We start from the raw sequence: 25,452 nt of genomic DNA on the forward strand, positions 1-25,452 counted from the left end.
TGCTAGGGAGCCAGCGAGCGGGCGCCCGCGCCGCCCGTGATGGCGATGACGGCGTTCTGGTTGCCGTATCCGTCTTCCACATAGCGTTCCGCGTGTGGATCGGTCATCCAGGTCTCGCCGTCCACGAGGAACATGTACTTGTGCACCCCCGGCGGAAGCCGGACGCGGCCGGACCACACGCCGGTCCCATAGGGGTCGGCCAGCGCGATCTCGGGCTGCCAATCGTTGAAATCACCGGCCACGTAAACGGACGTCGCCCCCGGCGCCTCGAGGCGGAACTGCACGTAGTGCACCTCTTCGCTGACGAGCGTCGCGGCCGCGCCCGCGGGCTCCGAGAGCACGTTTTCGCGCGGCAGGAACAGGAAGGTGGCCAGCGCGGCGGCAGCCGCGAGCCCGAGCCACGGTCGCACCCGTACGGAACGGGGATGGACCCACCAGTCGACGAGGCCGGACCAGGGACGCCGGTCCTCGGCCCGGATCGCGTCGAGCACCCTCGACTCGAGCCCGACCGGGGCACCTTCAACTACCCAATCGCGGACGTCCGAGAGGAAGAGGTCCCAGCGCTCGGCCTCCCGCGCAACATCGGGCGGGAGTTCCGAACGGTCGATTTCCCCGTCCAGATACAGATTCAGATCGTCTCTCATCGGTAATCCTCTAACAGCACCTGTAACTGATCCCGCGCCCGGTGCACGCGCATCTTCAGCGCGGACACGGAGACTTCCAGTTTCTCAGCCATCTCCTCGTACGACCAGCCCTCGACGTGCTTCAGGACGAAGGCTTCGCGCTGTTCATCGCTCAGCGACTGCAACGCCCGGTAGATCTGTTCCCGGATCTCCGCCCGTTCGGCTCTCGCCTCCGGGAGACCCCGCGTCGCGGTCAGGGGACCGACCGCTTCCAGGGAGACTTCCCTCTTCGCCCGACCCTTCAACTGATCCTTGCACAGGTTCACGGTGATTCGAAACAGCCATCCTCCCACGCGCTCCGGATCCCGGCACCTGTCGAGCCGACGGAAGCCCCGGATGAAAGTGCGCTGCACGACATCCGCGGCGTCGTCCGCACGGCCGGTCATCCGCTCCGCGTAGCGGTACAACACATCCTTGTACCGCCGGACGAGAATCCCGTAGGCCTCGCGGTCGCCTGCCAGCACGGCCGACACCGTTTCCGCGTCGCTCGGCTCCTCGCGGACCATCCGACCCTCCGACCCGACCCGAAAGATCTTCTCTTCGGGAATAAGACGACCTCTACCGCGTTACGGTCACTCGCTTCGATCATCGGCCCCGGGGCGGCGTCCCCTCGAGACCCCGAACCTGCAGCGAGAACTTAGCGGAAGCGGGGTTCCCCAACTACCTTGCGCGCGTGAACGCCGGGAACCATGCGACCCACGAGAGCCGCGATGCCGCGACGCGGGCGGCACCGGATCTGTCCGGTCTCCCCACCCCGGCGCTCGTCCTCGATCTCGATGTTCTCGAGAACAATCTCCGGGTCATGCAGGAGCGCGCGGACGCACTCGGCGTCCGGCTTCGCCCCCATGTGAAGACGCACAAGTGCGCGGAGATCGCCGAACGGCAGCGCGCCGGGGGGGCGAGGGGAATCACCGTGTCCACGCTGGCGGAGGCCCGGGTCTTCGCGGAGGCGGGGTTCGACGACATCCTCTGGGCCTTCCCGCTCAACCTGTCCCGGGTCGGCGAGGCGGCGGAACTCTCCCGTGAGATCGAACTGGGCGTCACGGTGGACTCGCACGCGGCGGTGGCCGCGCTCGAGACGGCCGCCGCGCGCTTCTCCGTCTGGCTCGAGATCGACTGCGGCTACGGCCGTTCGGGAGTCCCCCACGGCAGCGACCGGGTCGTGGAGGTGGCGGCACGGATCGCGCGCGCGGACAGGCTCACGCTGCGCGGTTGCCTGACCCACGCGGGCCACACGTACGCGGCGGACTCACCCGCCGCGATCGCGGCGGTGGCGGAAGAGGAGCGGCAAGCCATGGTCGACGCGGGGCGGGCACTCCGCGCGGCGGGGATCGAACCCGGCACGCTGTCGCTCGGATCCACGCCCGGGATGAGCCGGGTCGAGACGCTGGCGGGGGTCGACGAGGCGCGGCCGGGCAACTACGCCCTCTACGACTATTCGCAGACGCGCCTGGGCTCGTGCTCGGTGCGGGACTGCGCGGTCACGGTACTGTCGACCGTCGTCTCCGCCGGGGACGGATCGAGCGGAGCGATCGCCGACTGCGGGGCGCTCGCGCTCTCGAAGGATCTCGGACCCGACGACCCGCCGCACTACGGGCGGCTCTTTCTCGACCTCGCGGGAGGCGAACTCGGGGACGACCGCGTGGCGTCGGTGAGCCAGGAACACGGGCGCATCTCCGGCCGGTCCGCGGTGGGGGAGAAGATCCGGGTGCTGCCGAATCACGCCTGCCTGACCGTCGCGCAATTCGATCACCTCGATGTTGTGCGCGGGCGTCGGGTGGTCGACCGCTGGAAGATCAGGCGAACGCGCGACTGAGCGAGTCGGGCCGGGATCGCGGGTGGATGGCGGTCCGGGTCAGGGCGCGCGGCCGAGCGCGATGAGCTGCGCGAGGATCGAGACCGCGATCTGCTCGGGTGTGCGGGCGCCGATGTCCAGCCCCACGGGGCCATGTATGCGGTCGCACGTGGCCTCGTCCAGCCCCCTCGCGCGCAGCGCTTCCCGGCGCTTGCGCTGCGTCCGTCGTCCCCCGAGCAGACCGACGTAGCCGCAGCGCGAGGCGAGCGCGCTCTCGAGCGCGGGTTCGTCCAGCTTGTCGTCGTGCGTGAGGGTGACGACGCTCGTGCGGGGATCGAGATCGAGCGCCTCCAGCGCCTCGTCCGGCCAGCGGGCGTCGAGCGCGGCGGCCCCGGGGAAGCGCTCCGGCCGCAGGAACGCCTCACGCGGGTCGACGACCAGGACCTCGAAGCCGGTTCGGGCGGCCATGGCGCAGAGCGCGTGAGCGATGGGCGTCGCCCCCACGATGACGAGGCGCGGCGGCGGGACGAAGGACTCCACGAAGACGGCGCTCTCCGGGTCGCCGCGCACGAGTTCGACGACCTGCGCGTCCGACCGGTCGAGCCATTCGTTGACGCGGGAGCGGGCCCGTCGGTCGAACTCCGCGGATCCCAGCGTTCCCAGCGACCGGTCGGCCTCGAGGAGGAGGTGCCGCGAGCGCGTCGATGCCGCGGCGCCGGTGAGGAGGACGCTTGGCGCGCCGGCCTCCTGGAGCTGCCACAGCCGGTGCCAGACGGGGTCACCGGGATCGTACGGGTCGAGGAGCACGTCGATCTCCCCGCCGCAGGAGAGGCCGACGCCCGCGGCCATCTCGTCGGTGATCCCGTAGGTGACGGTGGCCGGCGCGCCGCCGCCCAGCAGCGCGGTGAGCCGTTCGTGAAGGTCGCCCTCGACACAGCCGCTGGAGATCGAGCCGGCGAGTTCCCCGGTCCCGGAGATGGCGAACCGCGCGCCCGGTGGCCGCGGGGCCGACCGGCGCACCGCGATCAGCGTCGCGATGGCGATCGGATCGCCCCGCCCGGCCCAGCGCGTGATGTCCTCGCGTACGTCCCGTAGACTCATGACGACCGAAGGCGGGTGGCTACCCGCCCTGACGGACCTCGCGAACCGCCTCGGTGAGCGCGGGCAGGACCTCGAACACGTCGCCCACCAATCCGTAGTCCGCCACGCCGAAGATGGGGGCGTCGGCATCGCGATTGATCGCGACGATGATCTTCGCGGTGCGCATGCCCGCCAGGTGCTGGATCGCCCCGCTGATCCCGACCGCGAAATAGAGATCGGGGGAGACGGTCTTCCCGGTCTGCCCCACCTGCTCGCCGTGCGGCCGCCACCCCGCGTCCACGACGGCCCGGCTGGCGCCGAGCGCCGCCTCGTCGCCCAGCGCGTCCACGAGTCCCTCGAGGAGCGGCCAGTTCTCGGGGCCCTGCATGCCGCGCCCGCCCGAAACGATGATCGTCGCTTCGCTCACATCGAGGCGGTCTCGATCGCCCTGTTCGGCGGCGACGGTGCGCACGCGCCCCTCGATCCCGCCGAGATCGAGCGTGGAGATCTCCCCCGCCGCGGCCTGTTCGGCGGGGGCGAAGACGTTGGCCCGAATCGTCATCACGCCCGGTCCCTCGCCGAACCTGAGGGTGGCGATCGCCTTCCCCGCGTACATCGGGCGCCGGACGACGATCTCGCCATCTTCCAGCCGGCAGTCGATGACCTCCGACGCGACCCCCCGCCCGAGGCGGGCGCCGACCCGTGGAGCGATGTCCTTTCCCTGGGCGGTGGCGGCGAAGATGACCGCCCCGTAGTCCCCGGCCTCCACGAGGCGGGCCACGACCTTCGCGGCGACATCCGGCTGGCAGAGCGCGAGATCGTCCGATTCCCCGACGAAGATGCGGTCGGCGCCCAGGCCGGCGAGCGCCGCCGCCGCCGCCTCCGTGCCCTCGGGGCCGAGAGCGACCGCGTGCGCTTCGCCGCCGAGTTCGTCGGCGAGCCTGCGCGCCAGCGCCACCGCCTCCTGCGACGGGCGTCCGGCCGACCCTTCCCGGATCTCGGCGTAGGCAAGCACATCCGACATCAGAGCACCCCGGCTTCCTCGCGCAGCGCGCGCACCAGTTCGGGCACCGCGCCCGCCCCTTCGCCCACGATGCGGCCGGCCGCCGGGGCCGGCGGCTCCTCCAGACGCACGAAGTCGATCGTGGGCGCGCAGAGCGTGACCTCCCGCTCCTCGAGCGGCTTCCGCTTCGCCGCCATGATCCCCTTGAGGCTCGGATAGCGCGGCTCGTTCAGCCCCTTCTGCGTCGACACGACGGCGGGCAGCGTGAACTCGAGCACCTCGTGTCCGCCCTCGACCTCGCGGCGGGCCCTCGCCTCCCGTCCCTCGATCTCGAGACCGACGACGACGGTCGCGCACGGGAGTTCGAGGAATTCGGCCACCATCTGGGGGACCTGCATGTTGTCGTCATCGATCGCCTGCTTCCCGAACAGGACCAGATCGTACTCGCGGCCGCGGATCTCGTCCGCCAGCGCGCACGCCACCGGCAGCGCGTCGTGCGAGCCCTCGCAGGTGAGGAGCACCCCTTCATCGGCTCCCATGGCGAGCGCCTGTCGGATCGACTCGGCGCTCTGCGGCGGCCCGAGCGCGATGACGGTCACCCTGCCCTCCCCCGCCTCTTCCCTGCGACGGATGGCATCCTCGAGCGCGAACTCATCGTAGGGGTTCACGACGTATTTGACGCCGGCCGGGTCCAGCCCCGTCCCATCCGGGGTCACGCGCACCCGGGTCGCCGAATCCGGGACGCGCTTCATGCAGACGATCGTGTTCATCGCGTCTCTGTCGTTTCGCGTCAGGCGCTCTGGTAGGCTTCGATTTCTTCGTTGCGGAGGGAACAGACGCGAAACGCGATGATGTCGACGAGGGCGTCGGTGACGTCCCGCTGGCGCCGGATCCTGGCCCGTTCGTGCTCCGACTCCGGCCGCGCCTCGCGGAGCTTCACGAGCCGCGTACCCAGCCAGTCGAGGAAGTCGTGCGCCACGTCGCGGCGTTCACGGTCGCGATCCGGTTCTCCGTTCGGGGCCCTCGGAAGGAAGGCGTCGATGAGTGCGAGCAGTCCGGGAAAGATCATTTCGGTGAGTTCCTCGTCTCCGACGAGTTCCTCCTCGGTGATCTCCTCCCAGCTCATCTCGTTCCAGTACAGTTCGCAAGCTTCTTCGAACAGATGCCGGCGCACCTCGGGGGCCGTTCTTCGCAGGACGAGGTCGCCCGGCCCGAGCCTTCGGCCGACGACTTTGCGAATCCCGCGGATGCGTTCCCGGACGAGGGTCCGGCCGGCCAGGGTGAGGGCGTCGTCCCCTGGATCCTCGGGCGAGGTTCGGGCTTGCGTTGCGTTGTTCACGCGGCCGAAGATGCGATGGCCACGGTGAAGGAACAAGCGCCGCGCCGGACGATGCGGAGGACGGTTGCAACGGCCGGTATCGAGGGAGTGTTACCCAAGCGATGGTGACGCCTTTGTCGGAGGACACGCGAACGCGGACACAGCGACCGGCCGCCGCGACCCGCTCCGGCTCCGGGCCCGATGAGCAGACGGACCCCGGGGCGGACGAGCCCGGCCTCGTGGAGGCCGTGCAGGCGGGCGATGTGGAGGCGTTCTCGCGGTTCGTGACGCGGTATGCGGACACGGCGTACGCCGTGGCGCTTTCGATCCTGCGTCAGGAACAGGACGCGGAAGACGCGGTGCAGGCCGCGTTCATCCGCGCGCTGGAGAGAATCGGGCAGTTGCGGCCGGGGAGTCGCTTCGGCCCGTGGTTCTATCGTGTGCTGCGGAGTACGTGTCTTAACCTCCGGCGGCGCGAGATGCTGCGGACGCACTCGGAACTCACGGACACCGCGGCGTCGCGGGACGATCCGCACCGGGAGTTCGAACGAAATCACGCCCGGGGCCGAGTGCTCGAGGCGCTGGAACGGCTTCCGGAGCGGCAGCGGACGGCGGTCATGATGTACGACCTGGAGGGATACGATCACGCCGAAATCGCCGGGATCCTCGGGATCGCGGTGGGCACGTCGAGGGCGAACCTTCATCACGGGAGGCACGCGCTGCGCCGAATTGTGGGCGAGAGTGCGTCTCCTACCGAAGGAGCAGAAGATGAGTAGCACGAATCACGGGCGATCCGGCGGGCGACGACCCACCTGGCCCGAATACCTCGAGCCGCTGCGGCCGGACCAACTCACGCGGCGCCGGCTGCGCCGGAACGTGATGGCGGCGGCCGAAGCTCTGCTGGAGCGGCGGCCTCTCTCCTGGATCGACATCACCGCCAGTTGGTCGGCGGCTCTGACGCCGATCGCGGCGGGCCTGCTGGTCGCCGCCGGGGTGCTGGCCTATCGCGTCTCGGGACCGGCCGCACCGGCGGTCGTCGCAGAAGCGGAGGCGGAGTCGGTCGGGCTGGTGCGCTCGCTCGCGCCGGACGCAGAGGCGCCGCCCGCGCTGCTGATCGACCTCGTAGAGCCGAGCCGGGACGCGGTGCTCACGGCTGCGCTCATCAACCCCTAGCACGCTGAAACGCGATTACGGCCGGGTACGTATGGACACTTCAAGATTCCGGGCGATGCTGCTGCTTGGCGTCATCTTCGCGGCGGGCGCCGTGGTCGGTGTCGCGGTCGACCGGCTCGATCTCTTCACTGGCGGAGCCGCGGCCGCTGAGCGGGCGGACACCGCTACTTCCGAGTCGGAGGAACGTGACGGAGAGCGGCGCGGACGGCAGACGACGATCGAGGCCTTCGCGGATGAACTCGGCCTCACGGCCGATCAGCGGGCGCAGATCGAGGCTTACCTGGACCATTTCCGGGGGGGTGCGAGGATGCTGCAGCAGGAAGTCCGCCCGCGGTACCGCGCGCTGATGGATTCGGTCCGTACGGAGATCGAAGCGGTGCTGACCGACGAACAGGTCGAGGGGTACCGGGAGCTGCTGCGGCAGCGCCACGGCGGTGGACGGGAACGAGAGCCGGATGGGCGGAACGGAAACGACCCGGATAACGACCCGGATTCGGACACCTGAGAGACGACGGACACAGCAAGAAACCAGCCCCTCCTGGGGCAAGGGAAACGATGACGACTCCACATAGATCGGGACCCGAAGGCCGGCGCTGCGCCGGTCTTCGTCGATGGGGGTTCGCCCTCCTGCCGGGGATTCTGTTCGCCTCGGCCATGCCAACCGGGACGGCCGTCGCGCAGGTACAGGCGACCGACAACATCCGCGCGGTCACGGTCGACGAGGCCGTGGAGATCGCGCTCCGCCGCAACCCCACGCTGCTTCAGGCCTACTCGTCGATCGAGATGGCGGAGCACAACCGGCTGAGCGCCTTTGGTTCGTTGCTGCCGTCGCTCAACATGAGCTTCGGCTATCAGAATTCGTCCACGGGCCGCTTGGATCCGCTCGGCGAGGGGATCGTGGCGACGAGCTACTCCACGCGGCTCAACGCCTCCTACAACCTGTTCAACGGCTGGAGCCGTTTCACGGACCTCAAGGGCGCGCGGCTCGGCGTCGTCGAGCAGAACGCCCGCTACCGCGAGGCCGAGTTTCAAGTCATACAGCAGGTGAAGCAGGAGTACGCGGCGACCGTGGCCGCGCGTGAACTCGTCGCGGTCGAGGAACGCCGCGTCCAGCGGGCGGCCGACCAGCTCGAATTCGTGCGGCAGCAGCTGGAACTGGGGCGGGCGACGCGCTCGGACTCCCTTCGCTCTCAGGTTGATCTCAACAACGCGCGACTCGCGCTCCTCAACGCGGAGAACGACGTGCGCACGACGACCTTCCGGCTCACGGCGGTCGTGGGGTCGGAGACGCTGATCGGACCGACCGCCGAGGCGGAACTCGCCGTGACGCCGATCCCCTACACGCGCGACGAACTGTTCGCGATGGCGGATGTGACGGCGCCCGCCCTGCAGGCCGCCTCCGCGGCCGTCGAGGCCGCCGAGGCGTCGGTATCGAGCGCGCGCTCCAGCTACCTGCCCTCGATCATGCTGGGCGGCGGCTGGGGGTGGTCGAATCAGGAGTTCCCCCCGAGCAACCGATCGTGGCAGTTCTCGTTGAGCGGCTCCTACCCGCTCTTCAACGGCTTCCAGCGCGAGACTCAGGTGTTCCGGGCCCGGTCGCAGGCGGACCAGGCCCAACAGTCGGAGCGGGCGGCCCGGCTCAACCTGAGTTCGCAACTCGACGCGGTGTACGCGACAGCCCAGTCCGCCCTCGCGGGCGTGGACCTCGCGGTACAGAACGTCGAACTCAGCGAGGAGAGCCTGCGGGTGGTCCAGGCACGGTACCGGCTCGGTCTCGCCACCATCCTCGAACTGCAGGACGCGCAGATCACGCTCACGCAGACGGAGGTCGACCTCGTCACGCGGCGCTACGAGTATGAGGTCGCGGTCTCGGCGATCGAAGCCCTTCTCGGCCGGAGACTCGACCAGCCGTAACGAGCGGTCCGGCCGAACGGACCGCAGACGGCCGAACTGTTCAACGTCCCGGTGGCTCCGGGTGTCGTGTCAAGCGTGCTCGTCGGCACCCGCGGCCGCCGGATTGTCTTGAAGTTTACCTGACACGAGACGAGATCCCGATGTCCATGACGCAACGCTGCTTCCGGCGCTCCGCGCCCCTTGCCGCGGTCTTCGGCGCCCTGACCGTCGTGGCCTCGGGTTGCGCGATCGGCGAGGCCAACGAGCCCGAGCAGACGCTCCAGACGCTGACCGCGGCCCGCCAGACCATCGTGTCGAGCGTCGAGGCGACGGGCACGATCGAGCCGATCCGCGTGATCGAGGTCAAGTCGCAGGCGGGCGGTGAGGTGCTCGAACTGCCCGTGGAACTGGGCGATAACGTCGACCAGGGAACCCTCCTCGTGCGGATCGATCCACGCGACGTGAACAACGCGTTCGCCCAGGCGGAAGCGGACTTCGACGTGGCCCTGGCGCAGAACGAGGTCGCGCAGCTGCAGCTGGAACGCATCGAGACGCTGCACGATTCGGACATCGTCACGGCGGAGGAACTCGAGAACGCGACGCTCTCGGCGGCCACCGCGAGAGCCTCGCTCGTGCGCGCCCGGACGAACCTCGAGCTCGCGGAGGACAAGCTCGACGACGTCACGCTGCGGGCACCGATCACCGGGACGATCGTGGAACGGACGCTCGAAGAGGGTCAGGTCGTCACGGGGACGCGTGATCTGACGGGTGGCACGGTGCTCATGCGCATGGCCGACCTCAACGAGGTGCAGGTGCGCACGCTCGTGGATGAGACGGACATCGGGCGCCTCGAGCAGGGGCTCCCGGCCAACATCACGGTGGAAGCCTACCCCAGCCGGACGTTCCGGGGGTCGGTCCTCAAGATCGAGCCGCAAGCCGTCGTCGAGCAGAACGTGACCATGTTCGCGGTGTTGACGCGGATCTCGAACGATGAGGATCTGCTGCGGCCGGGGATGAACGCGGATGTCGAGGTCGTGATCGGGCGCCAGGAAGGCGTGCTGGCCGTCGCGAACAGTGGGATCAAGTCCCAGCAGGAGGCCGCCCAGATCGTCCGCGCCCTCGAGATCGACGCCGATGTGAACGCCCTCATCAGCGATCTCCGCGAGCAGAATCGGCCGCCGGAGCCCTTGGAGACGGCGTACGGAACGACGGCCGAGGAGGGCGGCGAGGCCGAGGAGGAACCCGAGATCGGCGGCGTGCCGATGTCCGAGTTCCAGTCGATGTCGCAGCGGGAGCGGATGCGGGTGATCCAGAACCTGTCCGCGGAAGAGCGCGGCCGCCTGATGCAGCAGTTCCGCGGCGGCGGGCCCGGCGGCCCCCGGCGACGGCCGGATGAGCCGCGGCCCGCGTTCGTGTTCAAGTACGACGAGATGGGCGCCCTCACCGTCAAGGCCGTCATGATCGGGCTCAGCGACTTCGACCACACACAGATCGTGCAGGGGCTCGAGGAGGGCGAGGAGATCGTGGCGGTTCCGCTCTCCCTCATCCAGCAGCAGGAGTTCCTGAATCGGATCCGCAGCAGGTCGGCGCTGCCGGGCGTCGGCGGAAGGTGACGAGGACCGCATGATCTTCTTCGAGGTGCTTCGCGTGGCCATGGACGCGATCCGGGCCAACAAGCTGCGCTCGTTCCTGACGATGCTCGGGATCGTCATCGGCGTGGGGGCGGTGATCACGATGGTGGCGCTCGGCGAGGGCGCGCAGCGGCAGGTCGAGCAGCAGATCGCCTCCCTGGGGACGAACGTGCTCACGGTTCGCGCCGGACAGGGGATGTTCCGCGGCGTACGCGGCGGCTCGAGTTCGCGCCTCACGGCCGACGACGTGGAAGCGGTGCGAAACGGGGCCCCCGCGCTGGTCCAGATCGCGCCCGAGATGCAGGGGCAGTTGCAGGTTCAGTTCGGGCGCAACAACGCGAACGTCCGCATCCTCGGGACGACGCCGAACTATGCCGAAGTCGGCAACTATACGGTCGCCCTGGGCAGGTTCTTCGACGAATCGGAGAACCAGGGACGGCGGAGGATGGCGGTGCTCGGGGGGGCGGTTCCGGCAGTCCTGGGCACGGACCCGGCCGAACTCGTCGGCCGCTCGATCTCGATCCGGAACATCACGTTCGAGGTCGTGGGCGTTCTGGAGGAGAAGGGCGGGCAGAGCTGGTTCAACGAAGACGAGCAGATCTTCGTCCCGCTCCAGACGGCGCAGTTCCGGCTCCTCGGGACGGACCGGGTGAACCAGTTCAAGGTCGTCGTCGAGAGCGAGGCCGCGATTCCCATCGCGATGGTGCAGATCGAGGACGTGCTCCGGCGAGAGCACCGCCTGCCCCTCGGGCGGGAGAACGATTTCTTCATCTCCGACAGCGCGCAGTTTCTCCAGGCGGCGGAGGAAACGACCCAGACCTTCACCATGCTGCTGGCGGGCATCGCCGCCGTCAGTCTTCTCGTCGGCGGGATCGGCATCATGAACATCATGCTGGTGTCGGTCACCGAGCGGACGAAGGAGATCGGCGTCCGCAAGGCGCTCGGCGCCACGCGGAGCGCGGTCATGCTCCAGTTCCTGTTCGAAGCCACCACGCTCTGCGTGACGGGCGGGATCCTGGGCGTCGGCTTCGCATACGGCGCGGCGGAGATCCTCTCGCGCTCGGCCGGCTGGACGATGGCGATCGCTCCGGAGGCGATCGGGCTCGCGGTGGTGTTCGCGGCCGTGGTCGGCGTGTTCTTCGGCATCTGGCCGGCTCGCCGCGCCGCGCGGCTCGATCCGATCGTGGCGCTGCGGTACGAATAGCCCGCTTCCCGCGCCGCTTCCTCCAGCCACCTCTCCCCGGGGCGGGATTGGCGGTACGTCGCGGGCGGACGTATGGTCCCGGCGTGAGCCCTGACACCCGCGTGGGCCTTGCCCCGGGGTGTTTATTCAACCCGGTCCCGGACCCGATCGAATGAGCGTTCCGCTGAGAGAACTGCCCGACACCGCCCGTCTCTGGATCTACGGGACGGACCGTCCGCTGTCGGACGGGAAGCGCGAGGCGCTCGTGGGCGACCTGCACGCGTTCGTCGACGTGTGGACGGCCCACGGGGCGGCGCTCCGCGCCGGCGTGGAATGGGTCGAGGGGCGCTTCGCGGTCATCGCCGTGGACGAGGCTTCGGCGCCGGCCTCGGGGTGCTCGATCGATGCCCTGGTGCGGCGGCTCGCCGCGCTCGAAGCTCGGCTCGGCTGCTCGCTGCTCGACGGCACGCGCGTCTTTTATCGCGGCGAGTCCGGCGAGATCGTGGGGTGCGCCCGGGCCGCGTTCCGGGCCCGGGCGGCGGCCGGCCAGGTCGACGATTCGACCGCGGTCTTCGATCCCACCATCGAGACGCTCGCGGAACTGCGTGCGGGCGACATGGAGCGGCCGGCCTCCCGCTCCTGGCATCGACGGCTCGTGGCCCGGCCGGCCGGACGGTCCTGATCCGGGGACCGGTGTGACGGGAGGTCCGGGGGGGAGCGCGCCGGGCTCGGCAGAGGGGAAGCTGGCCTTCGCCCTCTCCGGCGGAGGCGCCCGGGCCGCCTACCAGACCGGAATCCTGTGCCACATCGGCGAGCGGCTGCCGAAGCTCCGGATCCCCCTTCTCACCGGCGTCTCGGCGGGCGCGATCAACGTCGGGTTCCTCGCCTCCTATCGCGGCGACTTCCGGCAGGCGACGCGGGCCCTGAGGCGGCGCTGGCTGTCGCTGACGACCGAGGAAGTGCTGCGGACGAACCCGACTTCGCTCCTGAAGGTGGGGATCCGGCTCGGCGGTTCGCTTCTCGGGGGCGGGATCGGACTGAGTCCGCAGTTTCGGAGCCTCGTGGACACTGCGCCGCTGCGTGAGTTCATCGAGCGCAACCTCGTCGTGGGGGCCATCGGGGAGCGGATAGCGGCGGGCTACGTCGAGGCGATCGGTCTCACGGCGATGTCCTACCAGACGGGGCGTACCGTGCTCTTCCTCCAGGGGGAATCGAGCGCGCGGCCGTGGCCCGCCACCGCGCGCAACCGGCTCGTGCGGACCGACATCTCGGTCGACCACATCCTCGCCTCCGCGTCGATCCCGCTCGTGTTCCCGGCCGTCAAACTGGGGCAGCAGTACTACGGGGACGGCAGCTTTCGCACCGCGGCGCCGCTGGCGCCCGCGATCCACATGGGCGCGGATCGCATCTTCACGATTTCGGCGCGTTATCGGCGCTCGGAACTGGAGACGAGGCGACCGGACATGGCCGGCTACCCGCCCCCGGCGCGCGTGCTGGGACTCCTGCTCAACTCGGTCTTTCTCGACACGCTCGACTGGGACGCGGCGTCGTTGCGGAGGATCAACCATCTCATCGACAGCCTCCCGCCCGAAGTGGCGGCGGAGCAGGGTCTGCGCCACGTCGACCTGCTCATCCTCAGACCCTCCCGCGACATCGGGAGGCTCGCACGCGACTTCGAAATCGAACTGCCTCCGGCGCTGAGGTTCCTGGTGCGCGGTCTCGGCACGCCGGGGGTCAAGAACGCGGATTTCATCAGCTATCTCCTGTTCGAGAGCGAATACGTGCGGACGCTCGTCGAACTCGGGGAAGCCGACGCGGAATCGAACTGGGACCGCATCGAGTCGTTTCTCACCTGACCGTGCACGCGAAGATCGTCCATTTCGCCGACCTTCACCTCGACTCTCCCTTCGCCTGGTGCGAGGCGAGCGGGGACGTGGCCCGTCGGCGGCGCGAGGCGCTGCGGGAGACGCTCCTCGCGATCACAGCTCTTGCGAGGGATACGGATGCCGACGCGCTCCTCTGCGGCGGCGATCTGTACGAGCACGACCGCGTGACCCTGGACACGGAGAAATTCCTCCGGCAGACGTTCGCGGGTCTCGACCCGATGCCCGTCTACATCGCTCCGGGCAATCACGACTGGTACGGGCCGACGAGCCTCTATGCGACGGAGGAGTGGAGCAGCAACGTCCACATCTTTCGCGAAGCGGTTCTGCGCCCCGTCCAGGTCGCACCCGGGATCACGCTCTGGGGCGGCGCGCACTGCGCTCCCGCGAATACGGACAACTTCCTCGGCGGCGGCTTCCGGGTGGAAGGCCCGGGCGTCCATCTCGCGCTCTTCCACGGCGCGGAACAGTCGTGGCTCGCCGCGCAGGGAGAGGGGAAGGTGCCGCACGCCCCCTTCGACACGGCGGACATCCGGACGGCGGGCCTCGACCACGCATTCCTCGGCCACTATCACCGGCCCGCGGACGGCGCACACCACACCTATCCGGGCAATCCCGATCCCCTGCAGTTCGGAGAGGACGGGGAGCGCGGGGCCGTCGTGGCGACGATCACGGCGGAGGGCGCGGTGGAGTGCGAACGTCGTGTCGTCGCGGTGACGCAGGTCCACGACCTCGCACTCGACGTCACGGAGTTCACGAGCCGACAGCAGATTCGAGACACCCTGCGCGAGGTCGCCGAGGGGCGGGGCGGTCTCGCGCGCCTTACGGTGGCCGGGGACCTCGAACCCTCGCTCGATCTTCAGGAGGAAACGATCCGGGAACAGTTGCTTGAGACCTTCGAGGCCGTCCAGATCCGAAAATCGGGTCTGCACCTGGCGTACGACCTCGATCAGATCCGCGAGGAACCCACCGTGCGGGGCCAGTTCGTGAGAGATGTGATGGGGGCGGATCTGCCGGAGGACGAACGACGCCGCGTGTTGAGGATGGGACTCCGAGCCCTCGACGGGCGGGACGATCTGGAGGTGCTCTGAGCCGTGCACTTCGAGTCTGTCGTAGCGTACGCCTTCGGCCCCCTGCGGGACGAGAGCCTCGAGTTCGCGCCGGGCATGAACGTCGTCTACGGTCCCAACGAGGCGGGGAAATCCTCCTGGCACGCCGCGGTCTACGCCGGCCTGTGCGGGATGCGGCGCCGCCGGGGAATGCCGCGCAAGGACGAGAAGGTCTTCGCGAAACGGCACAGGCCCTGGGGGAGCGACGGATGGGAGGTGGGGGCCGTCATCGCGCTGGAGGACGGACGGCGCGTCGAGTTGCGGCATGATCTCGCAGGCAGGGTCGACAGCAGCGCGCGGGATGCGAGCGTCGCGGGTCGCGACTACTCGAGCGAGATCATCCACGAGGGCGCGCCCGATGGCTCGCGCTGGCTGGGACTCAACCGCCGCTCGTTCCTTCACACGGCCTGTGTACGGCAGGCGGACATCCTCAGGGTGCGGGACGACCCGCTGTCCCTTCAGGAGGACATGCAGCGCGCCGCTGCCACGGCCGGGGCGGATGCGACGGCCGCGGCGGCGCTTCAGCGGCTCGATGACTACCTGAGGGACCGGGTCGGCTCGACACGGGCGCCGACGAAGCCGCTGGTGAGGACCGAACGGGAAACCGACGACGCGCGCGCGGCGCTCGAGACCGCGCAAGAGGCCCATCGCGACTACCTGCGGCGGCGTGTGCAAGTGGAGGATCAGGAGCAAGCGGCCAGGGAGGCGGAGCTGCGGGTCGAGGCCATGCACGCCGCGCTCGCCGATGCTGAAGCGAACGCGCTCGCCGAACGGCTGGGAGACGCGCGAGCGCTCGATGAACAGTTTCCTGAAGGCGCGCCTCACCCGCTGCGCGACGGCGGCGAACTGCGCAGGAAAGTCACCGAGGCGCTCACGACGTGGAGTAACCGGCCGGTATTGCAGGAGCTGACCGGGCCCTCGGCGCAGGAACTGACGGAGAGGATCGACCAGGCCCGCCGCAGGCTTCTCGCAGCACGCGCCGTGGTGGCGGAAGCCGGGGCGCTCGCCGTCGAACGCCGCGTCGCGCGGGCACGCGAGCTGGGGGGGCTCTTCCCGGCGGGCGCTCCGCGCACCTCCGCCGCCGAGGAGGCGCACGCCAGCCAGGTTCGGGACGCGCTCAACGCCTGGGAGTCGCTGCCACCCCTCCGGGAGCCGGACGGGCCGGACGTCGAGCAACTTGAACTCAGTCTGGCGGACTTCGACAAGAAGCGTCGGGGGGGCGGCGCCGCATCGGGGCCGCGACGATCCGGATCACATCTCCTCGCCTGCGGTGTCGCTGTAGTGGCGGGGATCGTCGCGGCCCTGCTGTTGCCCGATTTACGGGTCGTGGGTCTGACCCTGGCCGCCACCGGGGCCGCGGCGTTCCTCTGGCTCCGGTTCGTGGACTCGCGGCCCGGCGGGGCGGACATCGCTCTCGTGCTCGAGACGCAACGCGACGCCATGGCGCGCAGTCTCGCGGTGCGCCGCACCGAACAGGCTCGCTACGAAGCCGCCCTCGAGCGCAGAGCCGCGCTGATCGAGCAACTGGTCGACCTCGCCGCGCTCGACAACGGCGCGGGATCGGAGCCGGGGACGGTCGTCCGAAGGCTGCGCGAGTGGGAGGCGTCGTGGCGCGATGAGAAGCTGGCGCGTGCCCAGTTGGGCCTCGAATGGGACGAGCTTCAGGGACTGCTGGGCGGGTCGTCGCTGGAGGAACTCGTCGTGGAGGCCGGTCGACTCCGGGAAGAAGCCGATGGCCTCAGCGCATCCGCGGACGAATACCGGCTGGACGAACTGCGGGCACGAAGCGTATCCGCGCGTGAACTCGCCGAGTTGGAGCAGCACGTCGACGACGAACTCCGCCGGTGGCAGGAAGAACGAGCCGAGCGCCTCGCGGCGGAAGCCCGGCACCGCCTGGACACCGAGCGGGTCGCCGCCGCCACGGAGACGCTGCGAGCGACGGCCGCGCGGGTCGGCGTGACCGGGGACGACCCGGAAGAGCTGGCCGGCGCGCTCGAGGTGTGGCGGGCAGGCCGGGAACGAGCCCTGGGGGAAGCCGGACGGCGCAGCGAATCGTGGGACCGGCTACAGCAGCTGCTCGGCGACCGAACGCTGGATGAGTTCGCCGCGGAGGCGGAGCGGCTCCGCGCCCGCGCGGACCGACTGGCGCACGAGGTGGGCCCGCGCGCGCTTGCCATGGCCCGCGCGAGCGGGCCCACGGCCGAGAGACTGGAAGCTCTTCGCTCGACAGCGGAGTCCGCGCGCTCGGAGGTGGACAGGGCGCACGGCCAGCTCACGGAACGCGAGCAGAACCTCAGCCGCGTGGCGGACGCCGAAGACGATCTGGCGGCGGCCGAGCGCGAACAGGCCCTCGTTGGGCGACTCAAGCGCACACTGGACAGCACGATCGCCTTCCTGCGGGAGGCGGAGGAACGCGTCCTCCGTGACGTCGCGCCGATCCTCACGAGCACGATCCTCGAATGGCTTCCCGGAGTGACGGACGGACGCTATGCGGGCTGTCGCATCGACCCCGAGTCCCTGCTCGTGGAGGTCCGCACGAACCGGGGACGCTGGCGTGCCGCCGAGCTGCTGTCGCACGGGACGGCCGAGCAGATCTATCTGCTCCTCAGGTTCGCACTCTCCCGCCATCTCACCGGGACGGGTGAGACCTGTCCTCTGATCCTCGACGATGTCGTGGGCGCGTCGGACGCGGAACGCAAGGAGGCGATGCTCCGGACGCTGCGCGCGGTCGGGGAATCGACCCAGGTCATCCTCTTCACCCATGAGGACGCTGTCCGGGACTGGGCCAGGCGGAACCTCCACGCCCCGCGCAACTGTCTGATCGAACTCGCGGGACCCCGGCCGCACGCCGAGGAGCGGCCGGCTACCTGAACGCCTTCGAACTCGTAGAGTGGCCCGGGTCCACCTTCGCACTCGGGTCCATGTAGTGCACCGCGTTGTTGACGGCGATGGCGGCCTCGCCGAAGCCGGTGGAGATGAGTTCCAGCTTGCCCTCGTAGGTGGCGATGTCTCCCGCCGCGTACACCCCCGGGATGTTCGTCCGCATGCGCGAGTCGACCAGGATCGCATTCTTTTCGAGTTCGAGTCCCCATTCGGCGATCGGACCGATGTTGGGGACGAACCCGATGAGGGCGATGATCTCGTCCACCTCGAGCCGGACCGTTTCCTTCGTCTTCGTGTGCTGGAGCGTCGCGGCCTCGACCCGGTCGCTCCCGTGGATCTCCGTCACGGTGTGGAAGGTCCGGAGCTCCAGCTCGCCCCTCTCGTGCGCGCCCTCGACCTGCGCCACCGTGCGCTCGTGCGCGCGATACCGGTCCGAGCGGTGAATGTGGGTCAGCTCGCCGGCGATCTCGCGCAGCGCCCAACTCCAGTCGAAAGCGGAATCGCCCCCGCCCACGAGGAGGACCCTCTTCCCGCGGAATGATTCGGGGTCCTTCACGTGGGCGGTCAGCCCCCGCTTCCAGAACTCGTCCCAGCCCGGCGCGGCCAGGGTCCGGCTCTTGAAGGCGCCCTTCCCCCCGGCGATGACGACGGTCCGCGTTGGACGCGGTCCCTCATCCGTGCGAAGGTCGAACGATTCGTTTCCGGGATTCAGGGCGAGCACGCGTTCTTCGAGGCAGACTTCCGCATTGAACTGCGTCGCCTGCGTCACGAGATCCCGCGCCAGATCCTTGGCCAGGATCCGTGGGAACCCGGCCACGTCAAAGACGTTCTTCTCGGGATAGAGAGCGGTCAACTGACCGCCGAGTTCGGGCAAAACGTCGATGATACGGGCCGACACACCCCGCATTCCGGCGTAGAACAACCCGTAGAGACCGGTCGGGCCCCCTCCGATGATTGTGATATCGACCGTTTCGTTGCGCACGCCGTCGTTGTCCCCGCCATCCGGAACCGGTCACGCCACGCTCTTCCATTTGCGGCGCAGACAGTGCGTCCCGTAATCGATGATCGCCCACACGGAGGTGACCCCGACGAGGAGCACGAGTGCCGGAACATATCGGGGGTCGAAGATCAGAGCGAGAAGCGTAAGGAACTGCAGTCCCGTGGCGATCTTGCCCGGCCAGCGTGGTGTGAAGGGGATGATGAGAGACGCCAGGCGAGCGAGAAAGTACGACCCGGCAGTGTACAGGTCCCTCAGGATCAGGATGAGGAACGACGCCCCGTCGAGTCCGCCCGAGGCGAGGAAGCTCGCAAGCGCGAGGAGGACGAACAGCTTGTCGCAGAGCGGATCGAGCAGGAGTCCGATCTGCGAGCGGGTCCCGCTGACGCGGGCGATGAACCCATCCAGGACATCGGTCGCGCCAGCCGTGGCCACGAGCACAGCCATGAGCCCGGGGTCCGTCACCACGGTGAACGCGAGTCCGAGCGGAATGCGACTCAGCGACAGGAGATTGGAAAGGGTCAGGAACCCCGGGTCGTGCGTCTTTATGGGAATCCTCCGCTTCCGTCTGGTCTCCAGGCCCTCCGGGTGACCGGGAAGATGCACGTTCGGGGGGCGCGTCTCCAGTGCTCGCGCCACCGTCGCCACCGCCTCCCCGGGGACCCGGCGGCGAATTCGATTACGCCGGCAGGTCCGCGTTGTCGGCCTCGAGTTCCGCGTCGGCCGGCCGCGGGTCGAGCATGACGAGATCCTCGACGACGACGTCCACGGTCGGGATCGCGATCCCGTCCCGTTCGAAGGATCCGTATTCGAGGTGGCCTTCGACGTAGAGTCGCGCGCCCTTGCGAACGTATTCGCCGACCGTCTCCGCCTGCCTCCGCCAGAACGTGAGACGGTGCCAGTCGGTGCGATGCTGGGTCTCCCCGTTCTTGCGGAAGACACGGTTGGTCGCGAGTGAGAGGTGCGCGACCGGGGTGCCGGAGGTCGTCTCGCGGACATCGGGGTCGCTCCCGGCGTTGCCTACGAGGATGACCCGGTTAACGCTTCTTGACATGCGTGCCTTCTCCCTTCGTGTTCATGGACGGGTGTTTCGGACGTGCAAGTATCCGGTCCGGACGACGGGCTCCCAAGGCCGACCCCTCCACTAGGCGAGGTGGCGCATCGGATCTTGACGGCGGCGGCGCAAAGGGGTCTGCTCAGGAATGGTCGACATCGATTCTCGTGTCAGAACGGCGCGGCGCCGGGCCCGGACGGGCTTCCTCCTGATCGCCGGCGGCGCGCTGCTGGCGGGAGCCGTCTTCTCCAGCGACCTCATCGTTCGCTGGAGTCTCGAAGGGTCGCGCATCACCGTGCTGGCGCATTCGGCGGCGGGACTCTCGCCAGGTTCGACCGTCTGGGTGGCGGGGCGACCGGTGGGGCGCGTCTCATCCATCTCCTTCCGCCCGCTCGACGCGAGCCCCCATGAGCCGACGCAGGCGCATGTCGTGGTCGAGGCCGTGATCGAACGGGTGGCCGTGCCGATCCTTCGAGAAGACGCCACGGCCGAGGTGCGGGCGTCCGACCCTCTCGCGTCGGCGATCGTGGCCATCGATCCGGGAAGCGGATCCGCGCCGCCCTGGAACTTCTCCGATACGCTCCGCGCGGCGGGGCCGCCGCTCGACCCCGAAGCCGTCCTCGCGCGCGCGGACACGCTGGCGATGGCGGTGCGATCGCTCGAGGCTCTCGCGGCGGAGGCCGGGAAAGCGATCACGTCGGGTCGCGGCTCACTTGCGCGCCTGCGCGAGGAGCCCGAGACGCTGGAGGGGCTGAGGCACGAGTTCGGAACGCTGCGAGAACTTCTCGAAGGCGACCTCTCACGGTCTTCGCTGGCTCGGCTCGTGACGGACACGCTCGTGGGGGCGGCGGCCGACCGGGTCGGCGAACGGCTCGCGGCGTGGGACGCGTCCCCGGAGCGTTGGGCGTCGCGCCGCAGCATCGAGACGGCCACGGCGGCCGTCGAGGCGATGGGAATCCGTCTTGTGTCGCTCGCGCAGCGGATCGAGCGGGGGGAAGGCACGGTGGGTCGCGCGCTGATGGACGGCGAAATCCGCCGGCAGCTCGACGCCCTGCGCGCCACGGTCGCCGCCCTCGCCGAGGAGTTGAAGTACAGCCCGTCGCGGTGGCTGCGCGTCCGGGTCTTCTAGCGGCCCGTCAGCTTCTCCGGCTCGGCAGCGCGCCATGCACGGCGAACTTCAGGAGTTCGGTCGTACGGCCACGCCTTCGCCGGACGGCGATGACGATGTGATCGACGACCTGGTCGCGGTCCTCGAGCGACACGGCGACATCGACGGATCCATCCGCCGCCGTGATCCGCGTACGGATGGCGCGACCCGGCTCGGCGTCCGCCGCGCGGGCCGGGTTCCGGCACAGCGTGCGGGAAGAGCGGCGTCCCCCCGGTACCGGGCACGACAACTTCAACAGCCGGAACCAGTCCGGCTGATAGCTTATACGCCACAGATTGCCGAGCTGGTCGAGTCCTCTTCCCTCGCGATTGTGTCTGGCCATCGGGCGCTCGACGGTGAGAGTTGACTTGCTGGCGGTCGCTTGACCCTGTCGGGCGGCCCCATTATGGTCGTCGGGTCCGCCCCGGACCACATCCCCCGGCTGTAGCTGCCGGCAGTACCTCACGACCGCAACCCGGCTCACTCACGCTCCCACTCCCTCTTCCGGAGGATGGCGTTGGATATCGCCGAACTCAAATCGAAGTCGATCGGCGAGCTTCATGACCTGGCCGAAGAACTCGACCTTCTCAACTTCTCGGGTCTTCGCAAGCAGGATCTGATCTTCCGAATCGAGCAGGTTCTGCTCGATTCCGACGTGGTCCTGCGCGGCGAGGGCGTGCTCGAGATCCTGCCGGAAGGCTACGGATTCCTCCGGAGCCAGGACTGGAACTATCTGTATGGACCGGACGACATCTACGTCTCCCCCTCGCAGATCAAACGCTTCGACATGCGGACGGGGGACACGATCCAGGGCCGGGTTCGGCCGCCGAAGGAGGGGGAGAGGTATCTCGCCCTCCTCAAGGTCGAGACCCTGAACGGCGTGGACCCGGACAAGGCGAAACACCGGATCGCGTTCGACAACCTGCGGCCCCGCTATCCGGAGGAGAGGCTCGTCCTCGAGTCCGAGGACGGCGATGTGTCGATGCGGATTCTCGATCTCATCGCGCCCATCGGGAGGGGGCAGCGGAGCCTGATCGTGTCTCCGCCGAAGGCCGGGAAGACGATCCTCCTCCAGAAGATCGCGAACGCCATCGTCGCGAACCAGCCGGACGCGAAGGTGATCGTGCTTCTCATCGACGAGAGGCCCGAAGAGGTCACGGACATGGAGGAGAACGTCCCGGCCGAGATCATCTCCTCGACCTTCGACGAGCCGGCCGACCGCCATACGCAGGTCGCGGAGATGGTCATCGAGAAGGCGAAGCGGCTGGTGGAGTACCAGCACGATGTCGTGATCCTGCTCGATTCCATCACGCGGCTGGCCCGCGCCTACAACACGACGGTACCCCACTCCGGGAAGATCCTCTCGGGCGGCGTGGACGCGAACGCGCTCCACAAACCGAAGCGCTTCTTCGGAGCGGCACGGAACATCGAGGAGGGCGGGAGCCTCACGATCATCGCGACCGCGCTGATCGAGACGGGGAGCCGGATGGATGAGGTCATCTTCGAGGAGTTCAAGGGCACCGGCAACAGCGAGGTGCTGCTGGACCGTCAGATATCGGACAAGCGGATCTATCCGGCCATCGACCTCAACCGCTCGAGTACCCGCAAGGAGGAACTCCTCCTCAATGAGGTCGAACTCAATCGCATGTACCTGCTGCGGAACTTCCTGTCGGACATGCCGCCGGCCGAGGCGATTCAGTTCATGATCGAACGGATGCGGCGCACGGACACCAACCAGGAGTTCCTCGACTCGATGGCCGCCGGCAGCTAGCGCGGGCAGCTAGCGCGGGCAGCCAGTCCGGCAACCGCTCCCGCCGTTACGGGGCCCTCAGCCAGCGGTCCTCCAGCACCTCGACGAGGGCGGTGTGTGTCGCACCTCCCGCCGTCAGCGTCACTCGGTAGATGCCGGGATCGACCGGCGGTCCGAGCGTCTGCACCGGGCTCTCGGGGGCCGGGTTCGTGCGCAGGTTCCATTGCACGCGATTGAGGCCGGCGTTTCCGGTCCCCGCGAGTTCCCGCACGACCTCCCCCGACGTGACTGCCGAGATCTCGATCGAGACGTCGGCCGGAGCGGACAGGTAGTACTGGATCGCCGTGCCGGCCGGCGCGTTCTCTCCCACCCAGTTCTTGTTACCCGTGACCGAGCGGCTGCGCTGGATCTCGTTCTTCCAGCGCACGGCCGGGCTCGGCTCGAAGAGGTGCGCGTCCTGCGCCAGCACGTCGTCGTCCAGCGCCTGCAGGGCCGTGACATCATCGAGCACGTAGATGCTGCGGCCGTGCGTCGCGAGGACGAGGTCGTTCTCCCGCGGGTGGACGAGCACGTCCTCGATCCGCACGACCGGCAGGTCGGGCATGAAGTCGTGCCACGTCCCGCCCTCATCCAGAGAGACGAAGAAGCCGAACTCCGTCCCGGCGTAGAGCAGCCGCGGGTTGCGCGGATCCTGACGGATCGTGTTCACGTTGCCGTACGACGGCAGGTTGGAACTGATGCTGGTCCATGAGCGGCCATAGTCCCGCGTCACGTAGACATGGGGCCGGAGGTCGTCGTTCTTGTGTCCATCGATGGAGACGTAGGCGGTCGCGGGATCCACATGCGAGGCCTCGACGCGGGATACGTAGTGGCGCGTCGTCCCGTCGGGGAGGCTCCGGCTCACCTCGGTCCAGGTCGCGCCGCCATCCCGGCTCACCTGGATGTTCCCGTCATCGCTCCCGGCCCAGAGAATTCCCGGCACGATCGGCGACTCGGTCATCGACGTGAGGCTGCTCCACATGGAGACGCCATCGTTCCGCGACGGATTGCATTCCACCCCCGGTCGAACTGCGAGCAGCGGGGAACCGCGTTCGCCACGCCCATCACGACCTCGGCGTCCCGGTCGATGTCCTTCGTGAGGTCCGGGCTCATCGTCCACGTCTCGCCGCGGTCGCGTGAGGTGAAGAAGCGGTTGCCTCCGGCGTGCAGGATCCGCGGGTTGTGCGGCGAGAGGAGGAACGGAGTGTTCCAGTTCCAGCGGATTTCGGTGCCCACCGGCGGCGCGGGAACGATGTTCGTGTTCTCCGGATTGTCTTCGCTGGGGGCGCGCGGCGTGATCGACCGGGACTCCCCGGTGCGCAGGTCGACCCGTCGGATACGGCCGTTCTGCGATTCCGCGAACACGATCGCGGCGTCGGTCGGGTCAACCTGGGTGTAGAATCCGTCTCCGCCCCCGACGCGATACCAGTCCTGCGACAGGATCGGCCCCGAGCGGGATTGAGGGCGCGATGAGCGCCAGCGTGATCGTTACAAGGAGGCGCGTGCCGGGGGCGTCGGGCATGTGATCCTTCTCTCGGTCCGTGATCGATTGGCAGTCCGCCATTATCCCACGCGGGATCGGACTCTGTCAAAACGGGACCGGCTCGGGCGGGGGGGGGGGGGGGGGATGTCCACGACCCCGACCCCTGCCGACCCGGTGCCCGGCGACTTGCCCGAGGGGAGCCGGAAGAGCATGCTGCTTTCGTCGGCTGAACCGGAGGATGCATGCCCATATACGAGTACAGATGCCGCGGCTGTATGCATGAGTTCGAGCTCCTCGTCCTGGGTCGGCGGACGCCGGCCTGTACGTCGTGCGAGAGCGAGGATCTCGAGAAGCTTATCTCCCTGCCGCGGGTCCACTCCGAGTCCCGGAAGGGGAGATCGCTCGTGGCCGCGAAGAAGCGCGATGCGAAACTCGGGAGCGAGCGCATGCGTGCCCAGCGGGAGTACGAGCTCAGCCACAACGATTGAAGACCCGGCCCAACGACGCGAGCGTCAAGGATTTCCTCGCAAAGGCAGGGAACGAGCGAAGGCGAGGGGACGCGCTCGCGCTGCTCGAGTTGATGAAGGGGGTGACCGGCGAGGAGCCGGTGATGTGGGGGGATTCGATCGTCGGTTTCGGCAGCTACCACTACCGGTACGCCAGCGGGCGGGAGGGCGACTGGCCGCTCGCCGGATTCTCGCCGCGGAAGCACGCGCTCACGCTCTACATCATGTCGGGGTTCGCGAAGCACGGTGAACTGCTGTCGCGGCTGGGCCGGCACAGGACCGGCAAGTCCTGCCTCTACATCAAGCGACTCGAGGACGTCGATCTGAACGTGCTCCGCGAACTCGTGGAGCGTTCGGTGGAAGAGGTCTCGACTCGCTACGCCGGCAGCGGTTCGTAAGCGTGGGGGGAGGGGACGGACGGGCCATGGCGGGGACCGGATGACGAATTCCTACGCCGAGGCGCTGGCCGCGCACGGCCTGGAAGATGTGCAGCCCCGGTACAGGCGGCTTCTCCTCGAGCTGAAGGCGCGGGATGCTGCGGCCTACGAACGCGCCGTCGCGCGATACCGGTCGGAGGTCGAAGGGGTGACTCCGGGAGCCGACGCGCTGGCGGCCTGGCTTTCCTACGGGGCGTGGCTGGCTTCCCGGATCGAACCCGGCAGACTCGTCAGGATTTCGTCCGAGGGACTCGCGACCCCGGCTCCGGATCCGGCCCCGTCGGATCCCATGCTGATCCATCTGCCCGAGGCGCCGAACCGAAGAGCGTTGGTGGTCGCGATGCCCTCCGACCCAACGGACGCGCAGCGCGCCACGGCCGACCTGTTGTGCGAGTAGAGGCCGCC

At 68.9% G+C, this 25,452-nt stretch carries 28 protein-coding genes; 16 read left to right on the forward strand and 12 right to left on the reverse strand.

What is annotated here, in order from left to right; genetic code table 11:
- Positions 1-2: 2 nt before the first annotated feature.
- Together ACPXY0_RS11965 and ACPXY0_RS11970 are read right to left on the reverse strand one after the other, a co-directional pair.
- Complete coding sequence (locus ACPXY0_RS11965; protein WP_423924832.1) at positions 3-644, reverse strand: hypothetical protein; 642 nt, start codon at positions 642-644, stop codon at positions 3-5.
- A complete protein-coding gene (locus ACPXY0_RS11970; protein ID WP_423924834.1) occupies positions 641-1,189 on the reverse strand; it encodes an RNA polymerase sigma factor in 549 nt (182 codons plus the stop codon). Before ACPXY0_RS11970 ends, ACPXY0_RS11965 begins: the two co-directional genes overlap by 4 nt.
- 167 nt (positions 1,190-1,356) lie before the next feature.
- Here ACPXY0_RS11970 and ACPXY0_RS11975 point away from each other — a divergent pair, with 167 nt between their 5' ends.
- Positions 1,357-2,499: an alanine racemase gene (locus tag ACPXY0_RS11975; protein ID WP_423924836.1), complete on the forward strand. Its 1,143-nt coding sequence runs from the start codon at positions 1,357-1,359 to the stop codon at positions 2,497-2,499.
- A gap of 39 nt (positions 2,500-2,538) precedes the next feature.
- On the opposite strand, the gene ACPXY0_RS11980 is transcribed toward ACPXY0_RS11975, so the two are convergent.
- Genes ACPXY0_RS11980 through ACPXY0_RS11995 form a run of 4 tightly spaced genes read right to left on the reverse strand, consistent with a single transcriptional unit; the run spans position 2,539 to position 5,936 of the window.
- A complete protein-coding gene (locus ACPXY0_RS11980) occupies positions 2,539-3,579 on the reverse strand; it encodes an XdhC family protein (protein ID WP_423924838.1) in 1,041 nt (346 codons plus the stop codon).
- 19 nt (positions 3,580-3,598) lie between these two features.
- On the reverse strand, positions 3,599-4,582 hold the full coding sequence (locus tag ACPXY0_RS11985) for an electron transfer flavoprotein subunit alpha/FixB family protein (RefSeq protein WP_423924840.1): 984 nt from the start codon (positions 4,580-4,582) through the stop codon (positions 3,599-3,601).
- Positions 4,582-5,331 carry an electron transfer flavoprotein subunit beta/FixA family protein gene (locus ACPXY0_RS11990; RefSeq protein WP_423924842.1) on the reverse strand — a complete coding sequence of 250 codons (750 nt, stop codon included), beginning with the start codon at positions 5,329-5,331 and terminating at the stop codon, positions 4,582-4,584. The genes ACPXY0_RS11985 and ACPXY0_RS11990 overlap by 1 nt, the downstream gene beginning before the upstream one ends.
- A gap of 20 nt (positions 5,332-5,351) precedes the next feature.
- Positions 5,352-5,936, reverse strand: coding sequence for a hypothetical protein (locus tag ACPXY0_RS11995; protein WP_423924844.1), 585 nt, complete (start codon positions 5,934-5,936; stop codon positions 5,352-5,354).
- Between the two features lie 65 nt (positions 5,937-6,001).
- On the opposite strand from ACPXY0_RS11995, the gene ACPXY0_RS12000 reads away from it, so the two are divergent.
- The 10 genes from ACPXY0_RS12000 to ACPXY0_RS12045 all read left to right on the forward strand — a co-directional run bounded on the left by ACPXY0_RS12000 (position 6,002) and on the right by ACPXY0_RS12045 (position 17,622).
- Entirely contained in the window at positions 6,002-6,655 is a 654-nt protein-coding gene (locus ACPXY0_RS12000) for an RNA polymerase sigma factor (RefSeq protein ID WP_423924846.1), read from the forward strand.
- Positions 6,648-7,052: a hypothetical protein gene (locus ACPXY0_RS12005; protein WP_423924848.1), complete on the forward strand. Its 405-nt coding sequence runs from the start codon at positions 6,648-6,650 to the stop codon at positions 7,050-7,052. The genes ACPXY0_RS12000 and ACPXY0_RS12005 overlap by 8 nt, the downstream gene beginning before the upstream one ends.
- A 31-nt stretch (positions 7,053-7,083) precedes the next feature.
- A complete protein-coding gene (locus tag ACPXY0_RS12010) occupies positions 7,084-7,557 on the forward strand; it encodes a hypothetical protein (protein ID WP_419940713.1) in 474 nt (157 codons plus the stop codon).
- Positions 7,558-7,607: 50 nt separating this feature from the next.
- Positions 7,608-8,966: a TolC family protein gene (locus ACPXY0_RS12015; protein WP_423924851.1), complete on the forward strand. Its 1,359-nt coding sequence runs from the start codon at positions 7,608-7,610 to the stop codon at positions 8,964-8,966.
- A gap of 140 nt (positions 8,967-9,106) precedes the next feature.
- Positions 9,107-10,558, forward strand: coding sequence for an efflux RND transporter periplasmic adaptor subunit (locus ACPXY0_RS12020; RefSeq protein ID WP_423924853.1), 1,452 nt, complete (start codon positions 9,107-9,109; stop codon positions 10,556-10,558).
- 10 nt (positions 10,559-10,568) lie between these two features.
- Complete coding sequence (locus ACPXY0_RS12025; protein WP_423924855.1) at positions 10,569-11,780, forward strand: ABC transporter permease; 1,212 nt, start codon at positions 10,569-10,571, stop codon at positions 11,778-11,780.
- Between the two features lie 151 nt (positions 11,781-11,931).
- Positions 11,932-12,441 (forward strand): hypothetical protein, encoded by a 510-nt coding sequence (locus ACPXY0_RS12030; protein ID WP_423924857.1) that lies wholly within the window; start codon positions 11,932-11,934, stop codon positions 12,439-12,441.
- A 13-nt stretch (positions 12,442-12,454) separates the two neighbouring features.
- A complete protein-coding gene (locus tag ACPXY0_RS12035) occupies positions 12,455-13,615 on the forward strand; it encodes a patatin-like phospholipase family protein (RefSeq protein ID WP_423924859.1) in 1,161 nt (386 codons plus the stop codon).
- Positions 13,616-13,617: 2 nt separating this feature from the next.
- Positions 13,618-14,733 (forward strand): metallophosphoesterase family protein, encoded by a 1,116-nt coding sequence (locus ACPXY0_RS12040; RefSeq protein ID WP_423924861.1) that lies wholly within the window; start codon positions 13,618-13,620, stop codon positions 14,731-14,733.
- A gap of 3 nt (positions 14,734-14,736) precedes the next feature.
- A complete protein-coding gene (locus ACPXY0_RS12045; RefSeq protein WP_423924863.1) occupies positions 14,737-17,622 on the forward strand; it encodes an AAA family ATPase in 2,886 nt (961 codons plus the stop codon).
- Here the strand turns inward: ACPXY0_RS12045 and ACPXY0_RS12050 are convergent.
- From ACPXY0_RS12050 to ACPXY0_RS12060, 3 genes are read right to left on the reverse strand one after another with little or no spacing between them, the layout of a single operon-like run.
- Positions 17,615-18,616 (reverse strand): NAD(P)/FAD-dependent oxidoreductase, encoded by a 1,002-nt coding sequence (locus ACPXY0_RS12050; protein WP_423924865.1) that lies wholly within the window; start codon positions 18,614-18,616, stop codon positions 17,615-17,617. The genes ACPXY0_RS12045 and ACPXY0_RS12050 overlap by 8 nt on opposite strands.
- A gap of 30 nt (positions 18,617-18,646) precedes the next feature.
- Positions 18,647-19,270: a CDP-alcohol phosphatidyltransferase family protein gene (locus tag ACPXY0_RS12055; RefSeq protein WP_423924867.1), complete on the reverse strand. Its 624-nt coding sequence runs from the start codon at positions 19,268-19,270 to the stop codon at positions 18,647-18,649.
- Between the two features lie 40 nt (positions 19,271-19,310).
- On the reverse strand, positions 19,311-19,685 hold the full coding sequence (locus ACPXY0_RS12060; RefSeq protein WP_423924869.1) for a single-stranded DNA-binding protein: 375 nt from the start codon (positions 19,683-19,685) through the stop codon (positions 19,311-19,313).
- 148 nt (positions 19,686-19,833) lie between these two features.
- On the opposite strand from ACPXY0_RS12060, the gene ACPXY0_RS12065 reads away from it, so the two are divergent.
- A complete protein-coding gene (locus tag ACPXY0_RS12065; RefSeq protein ID WP_423924871.1) occupies positions 19,834-20,814 on the forward strand; it encodes an MlaD family protein in 981 nt (326 codons plus the stop codon).
- A 7-nt stretch (positions 20,815-20,821) separates the two neighbouring features.
- Here the strand turns inward: ACPXY0_RS12065 and ACPXY0_RS12070 are convergent, their stop codons facing one another.
- Positions 20,822-21,175: a hypothetical protein gene (locus ACPXY0_RS12070; protein ID WP_419165289.1), complete on the reverse strand. Its 354-nt coding sequence runs from the start codon at positions 21,173-21,175 to the stop codon at positions 20,822-20,824.
- A 168-nt stretch (positions 21,176-21,343) separates the two neighbouring features.
- Here ACPXY0_RS12070 and rho point away from each other — a divergent pair, with 168 nt between their 5' ends.
- Positions 21,344-22,603 (forward strand): transcription termination factor Rho, encoded by a 1,260-nt coding sequence (rho, locus tag ACPXY0_RS12075; RefSeq protein ID WP_423924874.1) that lies wholly within the window; start codon positions 21,344-21,346, stop codon positions 22,601-22,603.
- Positions 22,604-22,649: 46 nt separating this feature from the next.
- Here the strand turns inward: rho and ACPXY0_RS12080 are convergent, their stop codons facing one another.
- Positions 22,650-23,582, reverse strand: a complete 933-nt coding sequence (locus ACPXY0_RS12080) for a hypothetical protein (protein ID WP_423924876.1) — start codon at positions 23,580-23,582, stop codon at positions 22,650-22,652.
- Positions 23,579-23,986, reverse strand: a complete 408-nt coding sequence (locus tag ACPXY0_RS12085) for a hypothetical protein (protein WP_423924878.1) — start codon at positions 23,984-23,986, stop codon at positions 23,579-23,581. The genes ACPXY0_RS12080 and ACPXY0_RS12085 overlap by 4 nt, the downstream gene beginning before the upstream one ends.
- Before the next feature lie 360 nt (positions 23,987-24,346).
- Between ACPXY0_RS12085 and ACPXY0_RS12090 the strand changes: the two genes are divergently transcribed.
- Genes ACPXY0_RS12090 through ACPXY0_RS12100 form a run of 3 tightly spaced genes read left to right on the forward strand, consistent with a single transcriptional unit; the run spans position 24,347 to position 25,444 of the window.
- Positions 24,347-24,592 carry an FmdB family zinc ribbon protein gene (locus ACPXY0_RS12090; protein ID WP_419940700.1) on the forward strand — a complete coding sequence of 82 codons (246 nt, stop codon included), beginning with the start codon at positions 24,347-24,349 and terminating at the stop codon, positions 24,590-24,592.
- On the forward strand, positions 24,589-25,008 hold the full coding sequence (locus tag ACPXY0_RS12095; RefSeq protein WP_423924880.1) for a DUF1801 domain-containing protein: 420 nt from the start codon (positions 24,589-24,591) through the stop codon (positions 25,006-25,008). The genes ACPXY0_RS12090 and ACPXY0_RS12095 overlap by 4 nt, the downstream gene beginning before the upstream one ends.
- 40 nt (positions 25,009-25,048) lie before the next feature.
- Positions 25,049-25,444, forward strand: a complete 396-nt coding sequence (locus ACPXY0_RS12100) for a hypothetical protein (RefSeq protein ID WP_419940698.1) — start codon at positions 25,049-25,051, stop codon at positions 25,442-25,444.
- The last annotated feature ends 8 nt before the right edge of the window (positions 25,445-25,452 follow it).

It is taken from the genome of Candidatus Palauibacter sp., from assembly GCF_965237495.1.
In the GTDB taxonomy this organism is placed as follows: Bacteria; Gemmatimonadota; Gemmatimonadetes; order Palauibacterales; family Palauibacteraceae; genus Palauibacter.

Bases quoted from the DNA above. Each gene is read 5' to 3' on its own strand.
- ACPXY0_RS11965 (WP_423924832.1), bottom strand. From the start codon at position 644: ATGAGAGACGATCTGAATCTGTATCTGGACGGGGAAATCGACCGTTCG.
- ACPXY0_RS11970 (WP_423924834.1), bottom strand. From the start codon at position 1,189: ATGGTCCGCGAGGAGCCGAGCGACGCGGAAACGGTGTCGGCCGTGCTG.
- ACPXY0_RS11980 (WP_423924838.1), bottom strand. From the start codon at position 3,579: ATGAGTCTACGGGACGTACGCGAGGACATCACGCGCTGGGCCGGGCGG.
- ACPXY0_RS11985 (WP_423924840.1), bottom strand. From the start codon at position 4,582: ATGTCGGATGTGCTTGCCTACGCCGAGATCCGGGAAGGGTCGGCCGGA.
- ACPXY0_RS11990 (WP_423924842.1), bottom strand. From the start codon at position 5,331: ATGAACACGATCGTCTGCATGAAGCGCGTCCCGGATTCGGCGACCCGG.
- ACPXY0_RS12000 (WP_423924846.1), top strand. From the start codon at position 6,002: ATGGTGACGCCTTTGTCGGAGGACACGCGAACGCGGACACAGCGACCG.
- ACPXY0_RS12005 (WP_423924848.1), top strand. From the start codon at position 6,648: ATGAGTAGCACGAATCACGGGCGATCCGGCGGGCGACGACCCACCTGG.
- ACPXY0_RS12010 (WP_419940713.1), top strand. From the start codon at position 7,084: ATGGACACTTCAAGATTCCGGGCGATGCTGCTGCTTGGCGTCATCTTC.
- ACPXY0_RS12015 (WP_423924851.1), top strand. From the start codon at position 7,608: ATGACGACTCCACATAGATCGGGACCCGAAGGCCGGCGCTGCGCCGGT.
- ACPXY0_RS12020 (WP_423924853.1), top strand. From the start codon at position 9,107: ATGTCCATGACGCAACGCTGCTTCCGGCGCTCCGCGCCCCTTGCCGCG.
- ACPXY0_RS12025 (WP_423924855.1), top strand. From the start codon at position 10,569: ATGATCTTCTTCGAGGTGCTTCGCGTGGCCATGGACGCGATCCGGGCC.
- ACPXY0_RS12030 (WP_423924857.1), top strand. From the start codon at position 11,932: ATGAGCGTTCCGCTGAGAGAACTGCCCGACACCGCCCGTCTCTGGATC.
- ACPXY0_RS12060 (WP_423924869.1), bottom strand. From the start codon at position 19,685: ATGTCAAGAAGCGTTAACCGGGTCATCCTCGTAGGCAACGCCGGGAGC.
- ACPXY0_RS12065 (WP_423924871.1), top strand. From the start codon at position 19,834: ATGGTCGACATCGATTCTCGTGTCAGAACGGCGCGGCGCCGGGCCCGG.
- ACPXY0_RS12070 (WP_419165289.1), bottom strand. From the start codon at position 21,175: ATGGCCAGACACAATCGCGAGGGAAGAGGACTCGACCAGCTCGGCAAT.
- rho (WP_423924874.1), top strand. From the start codon at position 21,344: ATGGCGTTGGATATCGCCGAACTCAAATCGAAGTCGATCGGCGAGCTT.
- ACPXY0_RS12080 (WP_423924876.1), bottom strand. From the start codon at position 23,582: ATGACCGAGTCGCCGATCGTGCCGGGAATTCTCTGGGCCGGGAGCGAT.
- ACPXY0_RS12090 (WP_419940700.1), top strand. From the start codon at position 24,347: ATGCCCATATACGAGTACAGATGCCGCGGCTGTATGCATGAGTTCGAG.
- ACPXY0_RS12100 (WP_419940698.1), top strand. From the start codon at position 25,049: ATGACGAATTCCTACGCCGAGGCGCTGGCCGCGCACGGCCTGGAAGAT.